This is a genomic window from Mycobacterium sp. D16Q13 (assembly GCF_002013375.1).
Taxonomy (GTDB): Bacteria; Actinomycetota; Actinomycetes; order Mycobacteriales; family Mycobacteriaceae; genus Mycobacterium.
This window is the reverse complement of sequence record NZ_MAEW01000027.1, coordinates 1-18,409: the sequence shown is the minus strand read 5'-3', so window position 1 is coordinate 18,409 and position 18,409 is coordinate 1. Positions and strand designations below refer to the sequence as shown.

The 18,409-nt window shown below is 63.5% G+C and carries 19 protein-coding genes and 1 pseudogene; 9 read left to right on the top strand and 11 right to left on the bottom strand.

Annotated elements, in window-relative coordinates:
- The first annotated feature begins 32 nt into the window (after positions 1-32).
- On the top strand, positions 33-866 hold the full coding sequence (locus B4400_RS23320) for a helix-turn-helix transcriptional regulator (protein WP_078313017.1): 834 nt from the start codon (positions 33-35) through the stop codon (positions 864-866).
- On the opposite strand, the gene B4400_RS23315 is transcribed toward B4400_RS23320, so the two are convergent.
- On the bottom strand, positions 863-1,174 hold the full coding sequence (locus B4400_RS23315; protein WP_078313016.1) for a hypothetical protein: 312 nt from the start codon (positions 1,172-1,174) through the stop codon (positions 863-865). The genes B4400_RS23320 and B4400_RS23315 overlap by 4 nt on opposite strands.
- Positions 1,175-1,262: 88 nt before the next feature.
- Positions 1,263-2,108, bottom strand: a pseudogene (locus B4400_RS23310) (patatin-like phospholipase family protein).
- 156 nt (positions 2,109-2,264) lie between these two features.
- Between B4400_RS23310 and B4400_RS23305 the strand changes: the two are divergent.
- Together B4400_RS23305 and B4400_RS23300 are read left to right on the top strand one after the other, a co-directional pair.
- Positions 2,265-3,320, top strand: a complete 1,056-nt coding sequence (locus B4400_RS23305; protein WP_286151416.1) for an NAD-dependent epimerase/dehydratase family protein — start codon at positions 2,265-2,267, stop codon at positions 3,318-3,320.
- A 21-nt stretch (positions 3,321-3,341) separates the two neighbouring features.
- On the top strand, positions 3,342-3,965 hold the full coding sequence (locus B4400_RS23300; protein ID WP_078313015.1) for an MBL fold metallo-hydrolase: 624 nt from the start codon (positions 3,342-3,344) through the stop codon (positions 3,963-3,965).
- Here B4400_RS23300 and B4400_RS23295 read toward each other — a convergent pair.
- Entirely contained in the window at positions 3,962-4,921 is a 960-nt protein-coding gene (locus B4400_RS23295) for a GlxA family transcriptional regulator (protein WP_078313052.1), read from the bottom strand. The genes B4400_RS23300 and B4400_RS23295 overlap by 4 nt on opposite strands.
- A 136-nt stretch (positions 4,922-5,057) precedes the next feature.
- On the opposite strand from B4400_RS23295, the gene B4400_RS23290 reads away from it, so the two are divergent.
- Positions 5,058-5,693: an HD domain-containing protein gene (locus B4400_RS23290; protein WP_078313014.1), complete on the top strand. Its 636-nt coding sequence runs from the start codon at positions 5,058-5,060 to the stop codon at positions 5,691-5,693.
- 10 nt (positions 5,694-5,703) lie between these two features.
- On the opposite strand, the gene B4400_RS23285 is transcribed toward B4400_RS23290, so the two are convergent.
- The 4 genes from B4400_RS23285 to B4400_RS23270 form a co-directional block, all read right to left on the bottom strand.
- On the bottom strand, positions 5,704-7,041 hold the full coding sequence (locus B4400_RS23285) for an HNH endonuclease signature motif containing protein (protein ID WP_078313013.1): 1,338 nt from the start codon (positions 7,039-7,041) through the stop codon (positions 5,704-5,706).
- A 100-nt stretch (positions 7,042-7,141) separates the two neighbouring features.
- Entirely contained in the window at positions 7,142-8,881 is a 1,740-nt protein-coding gene (gene poxB, locus B4400_RS23280) for a ubiquinone-dependent pyruvate dehydrogenase (protein ID WP_078313012.1), read from the bottom strand.
- Positions 8,882-8,908: 27 nt separating this feature from the next.
- A complete protein-coding gene (locus B4400_RS23275) occupies positions 8,909-9,844 on the bottom strand; it encodes a patatin-like phospholipase family protein (RefSeq protein ID WP_078289916.1) in 936 nt (311 codons plus the stop codon).
- 56 nt (positions 9,845-9,900) lie between these two features.
- Positions 9,901-10,668, bottom strand: coding sequence for an SDR family oxidoreductase (locus B4400_RS23270; protein WP_078313051.1), 768 nt, complete (start codon positions 10,666-10,668; stop codon positions 9,901-9,903).
- A 150-nt stretch (positions 10,669-10,818) separates the two neighbouring features.
- On the opposite strand from B4400_RS23270, the gene B4400_RS23265 reads away from it, so the two are divergent.
- Both B4400_RS23265 and B4400_RS23260 read left to right on the top strand, forming a co-directional pair.
- Entirely contained in the window at positions 10,819-11,364 is a 546-nt protein-coding gene (locus B4400_RS23265) for a TetR/AcrR family transcriptional regulator (protein WP_286151417.1), read from the top strand.
- A 47-nt stretch (positions 11,365-11,411) separates the two neighbouring features.
- Positions 11,412-11,843 carry a pyridoxamine 5'-phosphate oxidase family protein gene (locus B4400_RS23260; protein ID WP_078313010.1) on the top strand — a complete coding sequence of 144 codons (432 nt, stop codon included), beginning with the start codon at positions 11,412-11,414 and terminating at the stop codon, positions 11,841-11,843.
- A gap of 24 nt (positions 11,844-11,867) precedes the next feature.
- On the opposite strand, the gene B4400_RS23255 is transcribed toward B4400_RS23260, so the two are convergent.
- Genes B4400_RS23255 through B4400_RS23245 form a run of 3 tightly spaced genes read right to left on the bottom strand, consistent with a single transcriptional unit; the run spans position 11,868 to position 15,382 of the window.
- Positions 11,868-12,137, bottom strand: a complete 270-nt coding sequence (locus B4400_RS23255; protein ID WP_078313009.1) for a metal-sensitive transcriptional regulator — start codon at positions 12,135-12,137, stop codon at positions 11,868-11,870.
- A 33-nt stretch (positions 12,138-12,170) separates the two neighbouring features.
- Complete coding sequence (locus B4400_RS23250; protein WP_078313008.1) at positions 12,171-14,987, bottom strand: MMPL family transporter; 2,817 nt, start codon at positions 14,985-14,987, stop codon at positions 12,171-12,173.
- Positions 14,984-15,382, bottom strand: coding sequence for an MmpS family transport accessory protein (locus tag B4400_RS23245; protein ID WP_286141988.1), 399 nt, complete (start codon positions 15,380-15,382; stop codon positions 14,984-14,986). The genes B4400_RS23250 and B4400_RS23245 overlap by 4 nt, the downstream gene beginning before the upstream one ends.
- Positions 15,383-15,712: 330 nt before the next feature.
- Between B4400_RS23245 and B4400_RS23240 the strand changes: the two genes are divergently transcribed.
- Genes B4400_RS23240 through B4400_RS23230 form a run of 3 tightly spaced genes read left to right on the top strand, consistent with a single transcriptional unit; the run spans position 15,713 to position 17,693 of the window.
- On the top strand, positions 15,713-16,333 hold the full coding sequence (locus B4400_RS23240) for a mycothiol-dependent nitroreductase Rv2466c family protein (RefSeq protein WP_078313006.1): 621 nt from the start codon (positions 15,713-15,715) through the stop codon (positions 16,331-16,333).
- Positions 16,334-16,341: 8 nt separating this feature from the next.
- Positions 16,342-16,518 (top strand): DUF8730 family Cys-rich protein, encoded by a 177-nt coding sequence (locus B4400_RS25175; protein ID WP_502688428.1) that lies wholly within the window; start codon positions 16,342-16,344, stop codon positions 16,516-16,518.
- The gene (locus B4400_RS23230) at positions 16,515-17,693 is read left to right on the top strand and encodes an NAD(P)/FAD-dependent oxidoreductase (RefSeq protein WP_078313004.1); all 1,179 of its coding nucleotides are present in this window, start codon (positions 16,515-16,517) and stop codon (positions 17,691-17,693) included. The genes B4400_RS25175 and B4400_RS23230 overlap by 4 nt, the downstream gene beginning before the upstream one ends.
- Position 17,694: 1 nt before the next feature.
- On the opposite strand, the gene B4400_RS23225 is transcribed toward B4400_RS23230, so the two are convergent.
- On the bottom strand, positions 17,695-18,409 hold a 715-nt coding region (locus B4400_RS23225), incomplete at its 5' end, for a glycoside hydrolase family 16 protein (RefSeq protein ID WP_078356041.1).

Sequence of the window (18,409 nt, the reverse complement as noted above, 5' to 3'; positions counted from 1 at the left end):
CTGGAGAAGGGTGCCACGGCAACAATGGTGCGATGGATCGAGAGTCGCTCGCGGACTTCCTGCGCCGTCGCCGCGAGGCGGTACAGCCGGCGGAGGTTGGGCTGCCCGCAGGCTCACGTCGCCGTACCGCGGGTCTGCGGCGTGAAGAAGTCGCACAGCTGACGGGTATGTCGGTCGACTATTACGGCAGGCTGGAACAGGCCCGCAGCGCTCAGCCCTCTGAGCAGATGCTGCGTGCCCTCGCGCGCACCCTGCGCCTCACCGATGACGAGACCGATCATCTCTACCGGCTTGCCGGACACACCGCTCCCGACCGAGCCCCACGCGCGACGCGCGTGCGTCCGGCGCTGCTCTTTGTTCTCGATCAATTGCGTGACGCCGCGGCACTGGTCTGCTCAGATACGGGAATCACGTTGGCGCAGAACGAACTCTCGAAACTGTTGTCGGGCGACCTCGTCACCGGTGACATGGGGCTGCAGTCCAGCTTGATCTGGCAGTGGTTTACCGATCCCCGGATACGTGAGGCGGCGCCCGAGGAGGATCACGAGGAGCATGGCCGCACGTTGGTGGCCGACCTACGCGCGGCGTGGGGGCGCAGGCGCGCCGATGCCGACATGCGTGAACTGGTCGAGAGCCTTCTGCAGCGCAGCCCCGAATTCGCAGGGTTGTGGGAGCGGCACGAGGTGGCCGCACGGCGTATGCAGCGCAAGACATTTCTGACCCGCGTCGGCGCCATCACCCTGGACTGTGAGGTGCTCGCCACCGCTGATGGTCAGCAGTTGGTGGTACTCACTCCGCCCGCCGGATCCTCGGCGTTGGAGAGCCTGCGACTCTTGGGCGTGGTGGGAGAGCAGGCGCTGGATTAGTCCTCGGGACGCGATGGGTTCAACCGTCGCTTGATCTCGTTCTGAAAGGACGCCAGGACGCCGCGGACCGCCGACTCGGTGACGGTGATTGGCGTGAGCACCGACTCGGCGAGCCCGACGATCCGCTCGATGCGCGTCATGACGTTCTCCATCCGCTCGACAACGATCATCATGCGGGGCGTGAGCTCGCCGATGACGCTAAGCGTGTCGTTCATGTCGATGAGAACAGCGGACATATCGGTCAGCACGGTGTCGAGTTGTTCGACGGTGACATCCGCGTTGAGCGCGGCTCGGGCCAGCTTCTGGATCCGTTCACGCCCGGTACGGGACGGGCCGGGCCGCTCTTCTCTGGGGTGTCGTCGAGCACCACGCGGTCAGTATCGCAGCTTGTTGCGCTCAGTCGTGGTGATGTTCCAGCAGATCCGCCTGATTGATCTTGAATGGTGGCATGAGTAGCCACCTGAGGGTCTGCTGACGTGCGCGGGTGATGAGCTCACCCGAATGTGAGAAGTCGATCGGTGAGATACGGACCGGACAGAGTGCTGGCACCACCCGCAGCTCGACGGTCTGCTAGAAGCGGGCCACGTCGACGGCCAGGCGCTGGTTGATGGCCAGCGTGGTGGCGTGCAGCGCCATGGCCAGCGCCCCCTTCGGAGCCTCGCGAAGTGCACAGGCGTAGCCGGTGGGCAGCACCCAGATCTCATCGGCACCCAACGAAACGGCATGGGAGAGTGGGGTGTTGTTCACCACGCCACCATCGATGAAGACCCGTCCGTCGATGGTTACCGGTGGCAGCACGGCGGGCACCGCGGCGCTGGCAGCAATCGCGTCGATCGGATCGCCGCTGGATAGCAGAACGTCCTTGCCGGTGAGCACGTCGGTCGCCACGACATGCAGTGGAATGGGAGCGTCTTCAAGTCTGCGAAACTCCAAGTTTTCCTTCAAGAGACGACGCAGACCCGAATCAGAAACCAGGCTGCGTCGACGACCGACGAATCCGAGGAACCCGGTATACAGATTGGTGGGGAAGACGTCGCTACGGGAGAGTGACCGCCAGAGGTCAGCGAGCGCATTCACGCCATCCATGTCGGATCGGGCGGCCAGCCAGCCGCCGTTGAGCGCACCCACCGACGTTCCGACGATCAGGTCGGGGACGATGCCCGCCTCCGTCAAGGCCAGCAGCATGCCGACTTGGATCGACCCGAGGCTGGCGCCACCGGACAACACAAACGCCGTTGTCATAGCGCAACACTAGCGATCTACCGGAGCGCGGGGTCGCCACATAAACCATCCTGGACAGGTGTCTGGTTTTGGGTAATAGTGGATGAGGTCTGACCCGTACCCGGCCTCGGCCACAAGCAGTTCAGTACCTGGACACTTGTCTATTTGGAGGTTGATGTGACCAGCGATCGTGTTCTGGTAACCGGCGCGTTCGGCCTGGTGGGGTCCGCTGTGGTGGATGCTCTCGCGGCGCAGGGTTGCGCCATAGTCGCGACGGACCTGCACACCCCGGCGAACCTTCAGAGTGCCCAGCGTGTTCCGGCCGGGGTCGAGGTGCGGTGGGCGGACCTCACGTCCGCCGCCGAGGTCACCTCGTTGGTCGAGTCCACCGCGCCCGGCGCGATTGTGCACCTGGCGGCGCTGATCCCGCCGTTCTGCTACACGAATCGGAGAGTGGCGCAGGCGGTCAACGTCGACGCGACTGGTTTCCTGCTGTCTGCGGCCGCGAACCTGGCGTCACCGGCGCGGTTCGTCCTGGCCTCCAGCGTTGCCGTGTATGGCGCCCGGAATCCCCATCGCGACAAGGGATTGCTCACAGCGGACACACCGGTCAATCCCAGTGACCTCTACGGCGCCCATAAGGTCGCGGCGGAGAATCTGGTGCGGTCGTCGGGCCTGGACTGGGTGGTGCTGCGTCTTGGCGGGGTACTGACGGCGACTCCTCGCTGGAGTATCGATCCCAATCTGCTGCGATTCGAGGCGGTACTTCCCTCGGACGGCCGGATCCAGACCGTCGATGTGCGCGACGTCGCGCACGCCTTCTGTGCCGCGATATCGACGGGCCACGTGCGCGAGGTCTTCCTGATCGGTGGCGACGGCTCTCACCGCACCACTCAGTCGGCCGTGGCGTCGGAAACGGCCGCCGCCATGGGGCTCGCCGGCGGCATTCCGGCTGGACGTCCGGGCGATCCCGACGAGGATCGCAGCTGGTTCGTCACCGATTGGATGGACACAGAGCGTTCCCAGCAGGTTCTGGGTTTCCAGCGACACTCGTTACCTGCGATGCACTCCGAGACCAGTGCCGCGGTGGGGTGGAGGCGTGGGCCGATGCGGCTGGCAGCGCCCATCGTGCGTGCCGTGCTCAGAACCCAGTCGCCATACCGCGGGATGGGCGGACAATTCGCCGATCCGTGGCGCGCGATCGAACGGTGCTGGGGCGATCCGCAATACTGAGACGATGCGAAAGGTCGATGGATGAGCGGAATCGAACGGGTCGTCACGCGCGGGACCTTCGAGCTCGACGGCGGCAGCTGGGAAGTCGACAACAACATCTGGATCGTTGGTGACGGCGATGACGTGGTGGTCTTCGATGCCGCGCATTCGGCAGAGCCGATCATCGACGCGGTCGCCGGACGCAACGTCGTCGCGGTGGTGTGCACCCACGGCCACAACGACCACATCACCGTCGCCCCGCAGCTGAGCCAGGCCCTTGATGCCCCGGTGCTGCTGCATCCGGCCGACGACATGTTATGGCGAATGACGCACCCGGACAAAGAGTTCCGGGGCGTCGAAGACGATATGGTGCTGCCGGTCGGCGGCCTGGAACTGCACGCTCTGCACACGCCGGGCCATTCCCCGGGCTCGGTGTGCTGGTACGCGCCTGAACTGCGAGCGGTGTTCTCGGGAGACACCCTGTTCCAGGGCGGACCGGGTGCCACCGGGCGATCGTTCTCCGATTTCCCGACCATTCTGCAGTCCATCTCGGGGCGCCTCGGCCCGCTTCCCGCGGACACGGTGGTCTACACCGGTCACGGCGATACGACCACCATCGGCGACGAGATCGTGCACTACGACGATTGGGTGGCGCGCGGCCACTAGCGCGCGGCGGTATGGAAGCGGTCGCGGTAGGCCTTCGGTGAGACTCCCAGCTCGTTGACGAACACCCGCCGCAGCGTCTCCGCGCTCCCGAAGCCCGCGATTCGAGCTGCCTGCGCGACGGTGTTTCCCGCATCCAGGGCGCCACGGGCCGCGTCGATTCGGACGAGTTCTACGTATCTGGCTGGCGTAGTGCCTAATTCGGTGTGAAAGAGCCGTGTGAGCTGGCGGGTGCTCAGCGCCGCTCGTGCGGCCAGCTTCTGGACACTGTGATTGTCGGCGGGGTCGGCGGCGATGGCATCGGTTGCCGGACGCAGTGCCGAGCCCGCGGGTGGCGCCGACTCGACGAAGACCGAGAACTGAGATTGTCCGCCCGCGCGCTTGAGATAGACGACCAGCGATCGGGCCACTTCGCGCACGATGTCGGAGCCGTAGTCATCCTCGACGAGCGCCAGCGCCAAGTCGATCCCCGCGGACACCCCGGCCGAGGTGAAAACGTTTGCGTCCCTGACGAAGATCGCATCGGGCTCGACGGTGATGTTGGGGAATGCACGTTGCAGCAGACCCGTATGGCGCCAATGTGTGGTGGCACGACGATGGTCGAGTACACCTGCCTGGGCCAGCAGGAAGGCACCTGTGCAGATGGATGCGATACGCCGGCAGCGTGCGGGTATGCGGGCCAGGGCGTCCACAAGTGCGGGGTCCAGTGGGCGCCCGATCAACACGTCGCCGCCTGCCACCAGCACGGTATCCGTGGACTCTATGGAGTCGATCGTCCCGGTCACCGAAAAGGGTGACCCGACGGATGTTGCCACGTCCCTGCCGTCGACCGACGCCACCATCAACCTGTAGTTCGCGCCGAATCGGTTGGCCTCGGCGAACACCTCGGCGGGCCCGGCCAGGTCGAGCAGCTTCATGCCGTCGAACACAACGATCGTGATGAGCCGTGCGTCGGACATGACCTCAGGATCGCAGATGCGCACCCGCGCACATGTCCGGATGTGTGGGATCGACGACTGCTCTGCACCTCTCACCGGCGAGCCATGTGGCCAGAGACTCGTAGCTGACAGAGTTCCACCAGACAAAGGACATGCGATGACCGATATTGCCGGAGTCGAGATCCCTAACACGCCACTGGCGCGCGAGATCACCGAGTACATCCGCGACACCGAGGACGACCTGCTGTTTCACCACTCTCGCCGGGTGTATCTCTTCGGTGCGCTGCAGGGTCAGCGTCGCGGCGTGAAACCCGATCTGGAGCTGCTGTACGCCGGCGCGATGTTCCATGACATCGGCCTCACTGAGGGGTTCCGGGACTCGCAGCTGCGGTTCGAGGTCGACGGCGCCAATGCCGCCCGCGACTTTCTGACCGAACGCGGAGTAGGCACCGAGGACGCCCAGAATGTGTGGCTCGCGATCGCGCTGCACACCACGCCCGGGGTTACTGAATTCCTCAGCCCGGAGGTGGCCCTGGTCACCGCCGGGGTGGAAACCGATGTGGTTGGCATTGAGCGGGATGCGTTGTCTGCCAAAGATTTGGATGCCGTGACGGCGGTGCACCCGCGGCCCGATTTCAAGAACAGGATTCTGAACGCTTTCTTCGAGGGCAATCGGCACCGGCCGCGCAGCACGTTCGGCAACATGAACGCCGACGTGCTCGCGCATTTCGACCCGTCATTTGTGCGGGACGATCTGGTGGAGTTGATTCGGGCGAACAGCTGGCCGGAGTAGCCCACGGCGCCTAGAAGGGTGGCGGGTCGTGGGCGGTGAGTGCGGCCAGGGCCGCTTCGCGTTGTAATCGTTCTTGACGGTTGAGGCTTCGTTCCGACTGGCGCCGGCGGTCGCGTTCCTGTTTTCGGGTGCGCTGGCGGGTAAGGGTGGGGAAGAGGAACCGGCTGGCGGGAGTGGTGACATAGGTGTGCCCCGTCGGCGCCTTCCACAGCACGGTGCCGTCGGGTCCTTGGATCTCGGTCCAGCGGCCAAAGGTCTTCAGCAGATGATGCTTGCGGCACAACGCCTTCAGATTGGTGCCGGTGGTAGGACCACCCACAGCCCAGGGCACGGTGTGGTCGATATCCGTCCGGTCGGCTGCTGCCTCGCAACCTGGGAATCGGCACAGCTGGTCGCGCGAGCGTACAAAGGCAGCAAGGCTGCCCGAGGGCCGGTACCCGGTGCTGTGGCAATCAGTGAGCGCGCGAGTGCGGGCGTCGGCGGCCACGACGCGGGCCTGCTCGGCGGCGAGCACCCCGAAGCCGGGGACATGGGCAGGTATATCGTCCTGACCATTGAGGGTGGATTGGTTGACGACCACGTTGACGACGACCGCGATATCGGAGACATTGCGCCCAGTGCATTCGGGACGTCCACAGGTGCAACGCATCTGATCAAGACCGCGTGTCAATGCGCCGACCGCGTCGGCACGCCGCTGGGCCTTGGTGCGTGGATCTGTCGGGCACACGGTCGCTGCCAGAAGATCGAGGCGTTTGTCCAGCGCGACGGCGTGGGTGGCCTGCAAGGTGCCCCAGATCTCGGCGACGGGTTCCCCGTTACCGACGGGGCGGATCTCTATATGGCGGCCCTCGCTCGCGGATCTGTTGCGCCGCACGGCATCCCGATCGAAGCGAAGCACCAACGCATCAAGTGCGGCGGTGATGCGCTTGTGGGACCAGCGCGCCCAGCGCGGCAGGGCCTGCACGATCGCAGTGTCCACCTGCGTCACCACCGTGTCGCTCTCGACGAGTTCGGTGCGGTTGACGATCAGTGCGACAGTCCGATAGTCAAGATCACCAGCGGCGAAGCGTTCAGCGACCGCTGTGAGGCGGTGCCGCAGAACCTGGGCATACCGCATCTGGCTGGAGGCCAATGCCTGGGTGATGCCCTGAGCCGCGGAAATTTCGGCGGCGATCCTGTCCCAGCGATCCAGGGGGTGACGGTCACGCGCATCGGCCTTGTCGAGGTCTGCGTGCCGGTCGACGAGCACGCCGATAGCGTCCAGCCGTCGGGCGCAAGCTTGCGCCTCGGCACGCTGTGCCGACGTGATCACATCGATCAGATCCGCGTCGCGCAATGAATCGAACATATTTTCGATCTTAGGGAAATCTGTTGAGCAGCACGTGTACCAACCCGCCGTTGGGGACAAGCCACGGTTTGTGGATAACTCGGAGAATCCCTAGTGCGACTCACCGGCGGCGCAGGCGCGCGCCGAGGTTCGTCTTGGCCAGGTCGATGAGCTCGTCGCCGCGCCCCGACAGCAGGGTCCTCGTCGCCCACAACGAGAAGCCTGCCACCTGTGCGGCGGTGATGGTCGGTGGAATCGAGAGCTCCTGGCGAGCGGTGACTACCTCCACGAGGGCCGGGCCATCGTGACTGAAGGCCTCCGACAACGCCGCATCGAGCTGGTCGGGGCGTTCCACGCGCGCACCGTGAATCCCGAGAGCCGTTGCGACATCAGCGAATACCGGGTTATCCAGGGCCGTCCCGTAGTTCACAATCCCAGCGGCCTTCATTTCCAGCTCCACGAAGCTGAGCGCGCCATTGTTGAACACCACCATCTTGATGGGCAGCTGCGACTGGGTGAGCGTGATGAGATCTCCTAGCATCATCGCCAGCCCGCCGTCACCGGAGAGGGTGACGATCTGGCGGCCTCGGTGTGATGCCTGTGCCCCGATTCCCTGGGGAACGGCGTTGGCCATGCTGCCGTGGTTGAACGAACCGAGCAGGCGCCGTCGGCCATTCATGGACAGGTAGCGCGCGGCCCAGATGACGGGTGTGCCGACATCGGCGATGAAGACCGCGTCCTCGTCCGCCAACTCGTCGATCCTGCGTGCGACAAGTTCCGGTCGCACGGGCGTCTGATTGCGATCGTCCACGGCCAACCGGTCGAGCTGAGCACGCGTGCGCGTGTAGTTCTCTCTCGCGCGCTCTAGATGCTTGCCCTCGGAATGCGGAAGGAGTATCGAATTGAGCTGTTGCAAAGTGTCTTTCACCGAACCGATGAGTGGGACATCCACCCGGACACGTCGGCCGATGTGTTCACCGCGGATATCGACCTGAACGACGGTGGCCTTCGGCGGATAGAACTGTCGATATGGGAAATCTGTCCCGAGCATCAGCAGCACCTCGGTGTCCTCGAGTGCGTCGTACCCGGAACGGAACCCCAGCAGGCCCGTCATGCCGACGTCGAACGGATTGTCGTACTCGACGAATTCCTTGCCGCGCAACGTGTGCACGATCGGCGCCTGGAGAATACGAGCAGCTTCCAGCAGCTCGGCATGGGCGCCCTCACAGCCGGCCCCGGCGAGGATGGTGACCGCGCTGGATCCGTTCAGCACCCGGACGGCTCGCTCCAGGGACACTGGGTCCGGCAGGCGGGTCCCGATGCCCGCGACGATCGGCGCCGAGGGCGGCGCCGCATCTGTCTTGGCGCTGAGGATGTCTCCTGGGATTGTCAGGACCGCCACCCCTTGCTGGTCCAGCGCCGCGCGGATGGCGGTGTCCAAGACGTACGGCAGCTGTTCGACGCTGCTCACCAGCTCGCTGTACACGCTGCATTCGGCGAACAGATTCTGCGGATGGGTCTCCTGGAAGTAGCCGCTGCCGATTTCGGCGCTGGGTATGTGCGAGGCAATCGCAAGGACGGGGACTCGACTGCGGTGGGCATCAAAGAGACCGTTGATGAGATGCAGATTGCCCGGGCCGCAGCTGGCGGCACACACTGCGAGGGTGCCCGTCAGCGCCGCCTCTGCCCCCGCGGCGAATGCCGCCGCCTCTTCGTGGCGCACATGGACCCACTCCACGGTGCCGTCGCGGCGCAGAGCCTCGGTAAAGCCATTCAACGAGTCGCCGGGCAGGCCGTAAATACGTTGAACACCGGCGGCTTTCACGGTGTCGACGATGAGTTGCGAGACGGTACGGGCCATGCTGCCCTCCAAAGGGGATGTCGGCGGCTAGTTGGTGTTCGCGTATGCGTCGAGAGCCTCAGCGGCGCAACGGCGCCCGACCTCGATGACTTCGGTGGCACGATGGAAGTCCAGACTGCGACTGACACTTCGGGGTACCTCGATGAGGACATCCGGAGGGTGCGCCGCGAGCTGCATGCGGGCAAGGGCCGACTGCATGACCTCGATGGTCCGGTTCATCACTTCGAAGCTTGTCAGTTTTGCGGCGGGATCTGGTTGGCCTGCTGCTTCGGTGCCGTCGGTCTCGAACAGGGCCGAAGTGCTGCGCAGCAGCCGGTTCAACCACTCTGTGGTCACGCGCGGTTCACGAGGCTCGGGATCAAGGGGCGGTGCCGGAGTGCGCGACTCCTCGCCTCCGCTGAGGCTTACCGCTACTCGCAGCTCGGCGTGTACCCCGGCCAGTGGCGCAACTGCCATCAGGTCCAGGACGCCGCCGTCTGCCAGCACGCGGCCGTCGAGTACATGCGGAGAGATCATTCCGGGAATCGCGATAGATGCGCGGATAGCGGAGGCCAATGAACCGCGCTGCAGCCACACCGACTTGCCGGCGATCAAGTCGGTCGCGACCGCGGTGAACGGAATCGGCAGGTCTTCGATCGCGACGTCGCCGAGCAGCTCGCGTACCACGTCCAGAATCTTCTCGGCGCGGAAGAAGCCGGGGCTGGTCCACGTCGGGTCTAACAGCCGCAGTACCGCGCGCTGGGTCAGCGATGTTGCCCACGAGGTGAACCCGTCGAGCGCTCCGGCCGCCTCCAGGCCGCCCACCAACGCGCCCATCGAGGATCCTGAGATGCCGGAGATCTCGAAGCCGCGCTCCCGCAACTCCTGGATCACACCGATATGCGCATAGCCGCGGGCCCCACCGGCGCCCAGCGCCAGCGCGATCTTGGTGCCGGGTGCGCCGGTACTCGCCTCGTCAGTCATCCACTCAATCTTGGCAAGAGCGACGCCAGGTATCCAGGTGAGGTGTGCGACACCCGTTACTGGCGAGCGTGGGGATCGGAGGCGTTGAGCGTCGCGACGACTTCGTCGTAGTCACCGCGTGCTTCGCCGTAGCGCAGGAACTTCACCCGCTCTACCTGGATTTCGGTGGCGTCGGGCTGGGTCTCCAGCAGGGTGACCACTTCATCGACGAAGTCCTTCAGGGGCATCGCGAAGTCACTCTCTTGCTGTCCCGGCATGAGGTCTGTGCGAACCGCGGGTGGCTGGAGTTCCTTGACCGTCACCCGGGTGTCCGCGAGCTGCAGCCGAATCGACTCAGTGAGCATGTGGATGGCGGCCTTAGAGGCGTTGTAACTGGGCGTGACCTTCAGTGGCGCGAAAGCCAACCCGGACGAGACCGTGATGATGGTGGCTTCGGGCTGGGCCTGTAGGTGCTCGATGAAGTTGGCGATCAGGCGAATCGGGCCCAGCACGTTGGTGGTGACGATCTCCTCGGCCGACTGAAGGAATGACTCGGGGTGATGCCAGTCTTCGACGCGCATGATGCCTGCCATCGCGATGAGGATGTTCACGGTCGGATGGTCGGTGAGTATCCGTTGGGCAGCGGTGTGAATGCTCTCCGGATCGGAGATGTCGATCTGCACAGCCGAGATGCCGGGATGTTCAGCACGGATGCGCTCGAGTAGCTCGGTGCGGCGCCCGCCGACTATCACGGTGTTGCCCTTGGCCTGCAAGGCCAGGGCGAGTTCCAGGCCGATCCCGCTCGTGGCTCCGGGAATGAACACCGTGTTGTCCGTGATCTTCATCGAGGAGCCCTTCTGTTGCATATGTGTACGTACCGTACATATATGTAATGTACGGTACGTACACATAGTTGGCAAGGAGTGGGAGCGATGGTGACTGCCGCAGGGGACGAGGTGAAGCAGCCGCGCCGGGGGCGGCGGCCGGCTGACGAGGTGCGCGAAGAAGTGCTTCAGGCCGCGGGCGACCTGCTGTTCGCCGAGGGGATGAACGGATTCACCATCGACAAGGTCGCTGCCCTCTCCGGTGCGAGCAAGATGACCATCTACAAGTGGTGGCCGTCCAAAGGGGCTCTCGCGCTCGACGGCTACTTCCGGCAGGTCGAACCGGAGTTGGGGTTCCCCGACACCGGGGACATCGAGCGCGACCTCCGCACTCAGCTGCATGCGTTCCTCGGCGTCATCCGGGACACGATTGGGGGCGGGGTCATCGGTGAACTCATTGGTCAGGCCCAAGTGGATCCGGAGCTCAAAGCGGCTTTTCTGCAACGGTATTCGGGGCCCCGTCGTGCCCTTGCGGTGACGGCGATACGTCGGGCACAAGAACGTGGCCAGCTCGGTGCGAAGGTGGACCCGGAGGTCGTCGTGGACCAGCTGTGGGGCGCTTGCTACCACCGGCTGCTGATACCCGACCAGCCGCTGACACGGGATTTCGTCGACGCCTTGCTCACCAACGTGTTTCAGGGGATCAAATCCAGATGAATCTAGGTACGGGAATAAGCCCGGCGGATCCGCGGGTTTGAGGCGATATGCCACGTCAGTTCACCGAAGCGGAGCGTCAGGATTTTCTCGCGGCCAAGCACATTGCCGTGCTGTCGGTTGCGGCCGACAAGGGACGGCCGCCGGCCAGCGTGCCGATCTGGTACGGGTATACGCCCGGCGGAAACATTCAGATCAATACCAGTGCGGGCAACCGCAAGGCACGCCTGATCGAGCAGGCCGGCGCAGTCACGCTGACGGTGCAGCACGAAGAGCCGCCGTATCAGTACGTCATTGTCGAGGGCACGGTTGTCGAAACGGAGCGGCCGGCCTCGGCAGAGGTACGGGAAACCATTGCCATCCGCTATCTCGGCGAGGAGGCCGGCCGGGAGTTCGCGCGCGGATACGATGAGGCCGACACCGTGCTGTTCGTCGTGCGCCCCGATCGCTGGTTTACCGCGGACTTCTCAGGCGAGCTCTGAGCTAGGGCTTGCCGGGCCACGGTGCTAGGCCAGGGCGAGGAACAGTTTCTCGAGTTCAGCCTCGGTCATGGGCGCGGTGTTTCCGTCCCGATCGGCGGTGATGCATTCACGCAGGCCGGTGGCGACGATCTTGAAGCCGGCGCGGTCGAGCGCTCGTGACACGGCAGCCAGCTGAGTCACCACGTCTTTGCAGTCGCGCCCGGTTTCGATCATGTTGATCACTCCGTTGAGCTGTCCCTGCGCCCGGCGCAGTCTGCTGAGGATGGCAGTGATGCTGTCTTGATCGTCGATCATGGATCTACCTTTCGAGGTCCCGAGCTATTGACACTATACCCTCCTGGGTATAGTGCGCGTGCGGACTTTCAGTGGCCACCAGAACCATGGGCCGAGCAGCCCAGCGATGGACGGGGTCATCAGAGACCGCACGATGAGTGTGTCGAACAGTAGACCCAAACCGATCGTGCTTCCGGCTTGGCCGATCGAGCTCAAATCGCTTGCAGCCATGGACATCATCGTGAACGCGAATACCAGTCCCGCGGACGTGACGACTCCGCCGGTTTCTCCCATTGAGCGGATGATGCCGGTCTTGAGTCCCGCACCGATCTCTTCCTGGAAGCGGGATACGAGCAGCAGGTTGTAGTCGGATCCGACGGCCAACAGGATGATCAGGCCGAAGACCGGCGCGATCCAGTTGAGCTCGAGACCGAAAATGTGTTGCCACACCAGCACCGAGAGCCCGAATGCGGCGCCGAGGGACAGCAGTACGGTGCCGACGATTACTAGCGAGGCGACCAGCGCACGGGTGATGAGCATCATCACAGCGAAAATCAGTGTTACGGCAGCGATTCCGACGATCAACAGATCATAGTGAGAGCCGGATTGAATGTCGCGGTAGATCGCGGCGGTGCCGGTGAGGTAGAACTCGGCGTCGGTCAGGGCGGTCCCCTTGACGGCTTGATGGGCGGCCTCCAATTCGGGGATGACTGAGGAGATTCCTGCGGGGGTGGCCGGGTCCTTGTCATGGGTGATGACGAAGCGTGCAGCTTTGCCGTCGGGCGACAGGAACAGCTGCAGACCACGCTGAAAATCGGGATTCTGAAACGCTTCTGGTGGTAGGTAGAAGTAGTCCCCGCCGCGGGAGGCGTCGAAGGCTTGGCCCATCGCGCTGGCAGTGTCGGTCATCTGCGCCATCTGTGTGACCAGGTTGGCGAAGCTGCTATGCATGGTCAGCAGAGTCCCCTGCATGGACTTGGCCACGGCGATGATCGTGGGGAACTGCGCACTCATCTGGGGAATGATCGCGCCGACATTTCCGACGTCTGCGGTCAGTGCGCGCATCTTGTCACTGAACGTGTCGACACCGTCCATCGCGTCGAATACCGAACGTATGGCCGAGCACACCGCGATGTCGAAACAGTTCTGCTCCCAATAGAAATAGTTGCGCAGGGGCCGTATGACGTCGTCGAACTCGGCCAGATGGTCCCGAATTTCGTTCAGCGTCGCCTGCGCGTCTGTCATATCCGTGGTCATGCGGTGAGTCGCGTTGCTCATCTGGCCCAGCAGGGATTGCATGCGTTGCATGGAGCCGATCATGGAACCGAGATCTTCACTCATGGTGAGCATGTCGGCTGTACGGTCCTTCATGAATTGAAGATTCTGCTGGATCGGAATCGACTGGGCGCTGATCTGAAACGGTATGGAGGTGTGCTCGATCGGACCGCCCAAGGGGCGGGTGATGCTTTGCACCATCGCGATTCCGGGTGAACGGAACACGTCCTTGGCGATCTTGTCCAGGATGAGCATGTCTCCGCTATTGCGCATGTCGTGATCGCTCTCGACCATCAGAATATCGGGATTCATTGTGGCGGCGCTGAAATGGCGTTCGGCGGCCGCATATCCGACGTTCGACGGCAGGGAGGCCGGTATATAGAACCGATCGTTGTAACTGACCTTCATGGTTGGCATGATGGCGATACCGATGAGCGCTATGGCCAGTGAGGCGGCAAACACCGCGCCTGGCCAGCGCACCGTGGCGGTGCCGATACGCCGCCAGCGCCGAACCTTCACAGCCCGCTTGGGATCAAGCAGCCCAAAGCGGCTGGCTATGACAACCACAGCGGGTGCGGCGGTGAGCGCACCCGCCACGACCACAAGCAGTCCCAGTGCGGACGGAATACCTAGTGCCTTGAAATACGACAGGCGTGCCAAGTGCAGGCACAGGGTCGCCCCGGCGATGGTCAGTCCAGAGCCTAGGATGATGTGGAATGTGCCACGAAACATGGTGTAATACGCTGTTTCTCGGTCCTGGCCGGCTTGGCGTGCTTCCTGATAACGGCCGATGAGAAAGATGGCGTAGTCGGTACCCGCGGCGATCGCCAATGAGGACAACATGGCGACCACGAATGTCGAGAATCCCAGTAGGTCGTAGTTACCGAGAATCGCGACAACGCCTCTGGCGGTGCCCATCTCGAAGCCGACCATGACCAGAACAAGCAGCATCGTGCTGATGGATCGGTACGTGACGAGAAGCATGATCATGATCACCGCGCCCGTCACGCCCATCATGACGAGCATGCTCTTATCAGCGGCCTCGTTCATGTCCGTGGTCAGCGCCGCCGGGCCGGTGACATACACCGCCAGGCCTGCGGGCGGCGCTGAACGGTCCACGATCTCGCGGACCGCGTCGACAGACTTGTTTCCAAGCGTGCTGCCCTGGTCGCCGGCAAGGTTGAGCTGGACATATGCGGCTTTGCCGTCACGGCTCTGGGCACCGGCAGCGGTCAGCGGGTCTCCCCATACGTTTTGCACGTGCTGCACATGCTCGGGGTCGGCCTGCAGCGCGTGCACCAGGGTGTCGTAATAGCGGCGTGCCGATTCGCCGAGCGGGTTATCGCCCTCGAGCACGATCATCGCGATGCTGTCGGAATCGGATTCGCGATATTTCTGGCCGATGTGTTTAGCCGCGATCATGGCCGGCGCGTCATGCGGCGACATCGTCACCGCATGATCTCGTGCCACCGATTCAATCGGCGGCACCAGCACGTTCACTGCCACCGTCAGTAGCAGCCATCCCAGCAGGATCGGCACCGCGAATCGGCGCACGAACCGCATGAAGGCCGGGCGTTTTCCGTGGTCGGTGTTCATGCGGCTTTCACCAGACACGAGGTTTGGGCGTCGCGCCCGTCTGTGGACTGCTCATCTTCGATGTGTCCGTTCACGGTGATTCGACACCCTATGGCGGCGCTATTCCCTTGTGCCACAACACTGGCGATGACAGCGGGTACGGTAGTCTCAATCGTGTAGGTCCATGGCAAGCTGCTGAAATCGGCCCGTTGTGGCTGAGCGTTCTTGTCCAGGTAGCTCACCGCACCTGTGGTGCCGCTGGGTCCGTAGATCTCGTATCGCACCTGCTTGATCGTGGATGACACGAGTGGTTCTGCGCTGCTGCCGGTGGCCGAGAAGATTGGTTCGGAGCCGAACGCGCCACGCAGGTGGTTGACGGCGACCGCGCCGAGGCCAACCGCGCACCCAACGACCATCGCTACCCACGCCCGTTTCAACACGGTAACTATCGCTGCCCGCACTCTTAGGCCGCCTTTCTGTTGTCGCTCAATAGTTTTAGGCCATGACCTGTGTCCTGCTGACTTGCGCCGGGTGACCGCAGATCGCGGGCGGGCCCTATGGCAGGGCCGAGTCTTACTCAATAGATACCATACCCCCTACGGTATATACACAAAGTCTGCCGCAACATCCGACTCGGGGCATATACCGTGGGGGGTATGGTATAAACGGTGGCAGAACGAACCAGCGGACCGACACCTCCACGGTCCTAGTTATCGGTCTTGTTTCACAGTGATGGGAGATGCCGCATGTCCGCAGATGGCAGTGCCGCACACAGCGGCAGGTTCGACGTGAGGATCTGGCTCGACCCGGTATGCCCGTTTTCGTGGAACACCGCGCGTTGGCTGGATGTGGTCGCGGGCCAGTCCGGTACCTCGGTCGACTGGCAGCTGATGAATCTGGCTGTCTTGAACGAGGGCAAGGAGCTGCCGCCCCCACAGCAAGCACGGATGAATGACTCGCGGCAGGTGGGGAGGCTGATGGCCGGAATCCAGCGCGAGTTGGGCCGGCAGGGCTTGCACACAGCGTATTTCGCCTTCGGTGCGCTGTATTTCGACGAGTCGGTGCCTGTCGGTGCCGATCTGGCCGCTCGGGTATTGGGGGCAGTCGCGCCCCTGTCGACATCAAGCGATTCGCTGTCGGACACCTCGCTGGACGCACTGGTCCGTTCCTCTCACGAGGCGGGGCAGCGGGCATTGGGAGATGTTGGCGGCAGCCCGCTACTGCAGGTCGACGGCCGTACGTTCTTCGGCCCCGTCTTGACGGCGTTGCCGGAGCAGAGCACTGCGCACGCGTTGTTTGACGCGGTTGCCGCGCTTTCGCGAGTGCCGGAGTTCACGCAGCTGCAGCGTCCGCGCCCGGCGCATTAGTGCCGATCATGTGTCATGCAGTGACGTGCTCCGTCTGTTCCAAGACCACGTGGTCTGGCTGCGGTCTCCACGTTCAATCCGTGAAAAGCACAGTCCCCGAAGATCAATGGTGTGGCGGACACGGCACACCACCGTCTGCTCCTGTGTACAGGGGCCTGTTCAGGAAAAAGGAGCGTAGAACATGAAGAAGGTTGTCATCCTGGGTGCCGGAATCGGCGGGCTGAGCGTGATCAACGAACTGCGCCAGGCCCACGTACCGCTCGGTGACCTCGATATCACCATTGTGGACGAGGACTTCACCCACTTTCTGGGATTTACCTTGCCGTGGGTGATGCGAGGCTGGCGCGACGCGGGCAGTGTGCCCATTCGGCCGAGTTCCGAGGCGCTGTCGGGAGTAACCGCCGTGACGGGATCCGTCGCCGGCATCGATCCCAACACGCGCACCGTGACCTTGTCAGACTCGTCAACTCTGGACTTTGACGCGCTTGTTATCGCCACGGGCGCGCGCAATGCCCTCGACAAGATTCCGGGCTTGAGTGAAGCGGCCGCCCGGGGTGACGCGGTGCACTACTACGGCGTCGCCGCGGCCGGTGATGCCAGGCGCGCACTGGAAAACTTCTCCGGAAGCAGGCTCGTCTTCCTGGTGACATCGCAGCCCTACCGCTGTCCGGTGGCTCCTTACGAGGGAGCCCTGCTGGCCTCGGATTTCTTGAACGACAAGGGCATACGGACGGGTGTCGACATCAGCGTCTATACGCCGGAGAAGCACCCCATGCCCTCTGCCGGCCCCTACGCGGGGCCGCAGCTGGTACAGCTGCTCAGCGACAACGAGATCAGCTTCCATGGCGAACACACCACGGAACGCATCGACCCCGACGAGAAGGTTGTCGTGTTCAGGGACGGCACTACGGCGTGTTTCGACTTGTTGGTGTTCGTGCCGCCGCATAGGCCGTCAGTCACCATCGATGGACCCGAGTGGATCGGCGTCGATGCACAGACGATGCAGACCCCGTATGAGGGCATCTGGGCGATCGGTGACGCTGTGTCGGTGATGTCGCCGTCCGGCAGGCCTCTGCCGAAGGCCGCCATCTTCGCAAAGAATGGTGCAAAAGCGGCCGCTCAGAACGTACTTCATTACCTTGAGAGGTCAGACCGGACCGCAGAGCTCTCGGGACTGGGGTACTGCTACCTCGATACCGGTCAGCATCGCTCGGCACAGGGAAAAGGTGATTTCTTCTCGTTGCCGCACCCGGCGATCACCCTCACGGAACCGTCCACGGATCAGCATCACGACAAACAGGACGAAGAAGCTGAATGGCGCGACATGTGGGAGTCGCACGACGAGCGCATCGGCAGCTGAGCTACCAGACACGTATCCAGTCGACGAGCATCTCCGCGGGGTAGGTGCCACCGCGGGGATCGCCGCCACCGGATCCGGCCACAGCCAGGTTCAGCACGGGAAATGCCTTGTGTCCAGGATTGTTGAACGGCCAGTCCGCCAGGGAGTTGGCGGCAACCTCGAAATACGGTGCCGCTCCGTCGGTGTAGTCCTTCCAGAACCGAATGCCCTTGTCGTCCCACTGGGTGCGCCAGGTGTGCCACGCGTTGTCCAGGGACAGGTTGTGGGTCTTCCATTCTGAGCCGTTTGCCTTGGCATGCACGGTGGTTGCGGCCGGCCAGCTGCCGTTGCCGTACCACTCGACGATGTCGATCTCACCGTCCTGATCACTGCCGAGCCAGAACGCGGGCCACGCGCCCGGGGTCAGGCAGTTGAACTTAATGCGCGCTTCCCAGGTATAGCCGACACCCAGTTCGGTCGTGCTGTAGATCTTGCCGCCGTAGTACGTGTTGCCTTCTTTTGCGGCCTTGATGACCAGGTTCGAGTTGCCGTCGAGGAAGACGTTCTTGCGATCGTCTCGATACTGGCCGACATTTTCGGGGAGCTCCCAAAAGGTCGGGTCCTTCATGGACTCGCGAGCCTTCGAGATCGCCCACTTGGATCCGTCGGGCGCGGACCCGGCTGGTCCGTCAAACTCGTCGACGAAGACGTACTTGCCGGTCGGAGGGGCCGCGGGC

Coding starts and splice junctions, on each gene's coding strand:
- B4400_RS23245 (WP_286141988.1), bottom strand. CDS start 15,382: ATGGTCGTTGGGTGCGCGGTTGGCCTCGGCGCGGTCGCCGTCAACCAC.
- B4400_RS23295 (WP_078313052.1), bottom strand. CDS start 4,921: ATGTCCGACGCACGGCTCATCACGATCGTTGTGTTCGACGGCATGAAG.
- B4400_RS23255 (WP_078313009.1), bottom strand. CDS start 12,137: ATGATCGACGATCAAGACAGCATCACTGCCATCCTCAGCAGACTGCGC.
- poxB (WP_078313012.1), bottom strand. CDS start 8,881: ATGGCCCGTACCGTCTCGCAACTCATCGTCGACACCGTGAAAGCCGCC.
- B4400_RS23285 (WP_078313013.1), bottom strand. CDS start 7,041: ATGTTCGATTCATTGCGCGACGCGGATCTGATCGATGTGATCACGTCG.
- B4400_RS23320 (WP_078313017.1), top strand. CDS start 33: ATGGATCGAGAGTCGCTCGCGGACTTCCTGCGCCGTCGCCGCGAGGCG.
- B4400_RS23230 (WP_078313004.1), top strand. CDS start 16,515: ATGAAGAAGGTTGTCATCCTGGGTGCCGGAATCGGCGGGCTGAGCGTG.
- B4400_RS23270 (WP_078313051.1), bottom strand. CDS start 10,668: ATGAAGATCACGGACAACACGGTGTTCATTCCCGGAGCCACGAGCGGG.
- B4400_RS23290 (WP_078313014.1), top strand. CDS start 5,058: ATGACCGATATTGCCGGAGTCGAGATCCCTAACACGCCACTGGCGCGC.
- B4400_RS23240 (WP_078313006.1), top strand. CDS start 15,713: ATGTCCGCAGATGGCAGTGCCGCACACAGCGGCAGGTTCGACGTGAGG.
- B4400_RS23260 (WP_078313010.1), top strand. CDS start 11,412: ATGCCACGTCAGTTCACCGAAGCGGAGCGTCAGGATTTTCTCGCGGCC.
- B4400_RS25175 (WP_502688428.1), top strand. CDS start 16,342: ATGTGTCATGCAGTGACGTGCTCCGTCTGTTCCAAGACCACGTGGTCT.
- B4400_RS23300 (WP_078313015.1), top strand. CDS start 3,342: ATGAGCGGAATCGAACGGGTCGTCACGCGCGGGACCTTCGAGCTCGAC.
- B4400_RS23275 (WP_078289916.1), bottom strand. CDS start 9,844: ATGACTGACGAGGCGAGTACCGGCGCACCCGGCACCAAGATCGCGCTG.
- B4400_RS23250 (WP_078313008.1), bottom strand. CDS start 14,987: ATGAACACCGACCACGGAAAACGCCCGGCCTTCATGCGGTTCGTGCGC.